This is a genomic window from Mesorhizobium sp. M7A.F.Ca.CA.002.04.1.1, assembly GCF_004022805.1.
Classification (GTDB): Bacteria; Pseudomonadota; Alphaproteobacteria; order Rhizobiales; family Rhizobiaceae; genus Mesorhizobium; species Mesorhizobium ciceri.
This window is the reverse complement of the sequence record NZ_RZPL01001103.1, coordinates 1-1,141: the sequence shown is the minus strand read 5'-3', so window position 1 is coordinate 1,141 and position 1,141 is coordinate 1. Positions and strand designations below refer to the sequence as shown.

General features: G+C 63.0%; 2 protein-coding genes. Both read right to left on the bottom strand.

What is annotated here, in order from left to right:
- Positions 1–251, bottom strand: a 251-nt coding sequence (gene fabZ / locus ENZ75_RS32500) for a 3-hydroxyacyl-ACP dehydratase FabZ (protein ID WP_128278649.1), incomplete at its 3' end; no start/stop codon positions are given.
- On the bottom strand, positions 244–1,141 hold an 898-nt coding region (gene lpxD, locus ENZ75_RS32495; RefSeq protein WP_245481348.1), incomplete at its 5' end, for a UDP-3-O-(3-hydroxymyristoyl)glucosamine N-acyltransferase. The genes fabZ and lpxD, both read right to left, overlap by 8 nt.

The following is a 1,141-nucleotide window of genomic DNA, read 5'->3' as shown; positions in this document are numbered from 1 at the left end:
ATACAGATGGCGCCGGCCGTCTGCGCCATCGCCTCGACGATGAGCACACCCGGCATGACCGGCTGCTCAGGGAAATGGCCCTGAAAATGCGGCTCGTTTATGGTCACGTTCTTGATGCCAACAGCGGATTCGTCGCCATCGATGTCGACGATACGATCGATCATCAGGAACGGATAGCGGTGCGGCAGGAGCTTCATCAGCCCCATAATGTCGACCGCCTCCAGCGTCGTCGACGCGATCATGTCAGCCATTGCCTCCCTCGCCCTGTTTGCGGGTCCTGGCGAGCTTGCGCAGCATGGCTATCTCCCGCATGGCTTCCGCCATTGGCTGTGCCGGATAGCCGCCCCAGATCTCGCCTGCAGGGACATTGCTCATAAATCCACTTCTGGCGGCAAGCTTGGCCCCTGTCCCAATGGTCAGGTGATCCGCAAGCCCGACGCCGCCGCCCATGGTGACATTGTCACCTACGACCACAGAACCCGAAATACCCGAAAGCCCGGCTATTATGCAATTGCGGCCGATGCGGACGTTATGGGCGATCTGCACGAGATTGTCGATCTTGGTGCCCTGGCCGATGATCGTATCGGACATGGCGCCGCGATCGACGGTGGTGTTGGAGCCGATCTCGACGTCGTCCTGGATAACGACACGGCCGATCTGCGGCACGCGCTCAGGACCCTTGGCCCCGCCGACGAAGCCAAAACCATCCTGGCCTATCCTGGCGCCGCCATGAATGATGACGCGATTGCCGATCAAGGCATACTGGATGCTGGCGCCCGGACCGACATAGCCGTCGCGGCCGATCTGGCAGGATTGTCCGATGACCGCATTTGGGGCGATGACGGTGCCGCTGCCGATCGAAGCACCTGGCCCGACAACCGCGCCGGCCTCGATGACGGCACCGGCTTCGACATGGGCGGTCGCATCGACGTGAGCGTGCGGCGAGACGCCGGTTTCGCTGGTCATTGGCCCTGGTGTCGCCGCCCTCGGAAACAGCAGACGCCCGATCAGCGCGAAGGCCTGTTGTGGACGCGGATGAATGAGAACGGCAACGCTTGCCGGCGCCTTGCCGGCAAATTCCGCCGGGCACAGCACCGCGGCAGCCCGCAGCGACGGCATCAGCGCGGAATTACGCCTGTCT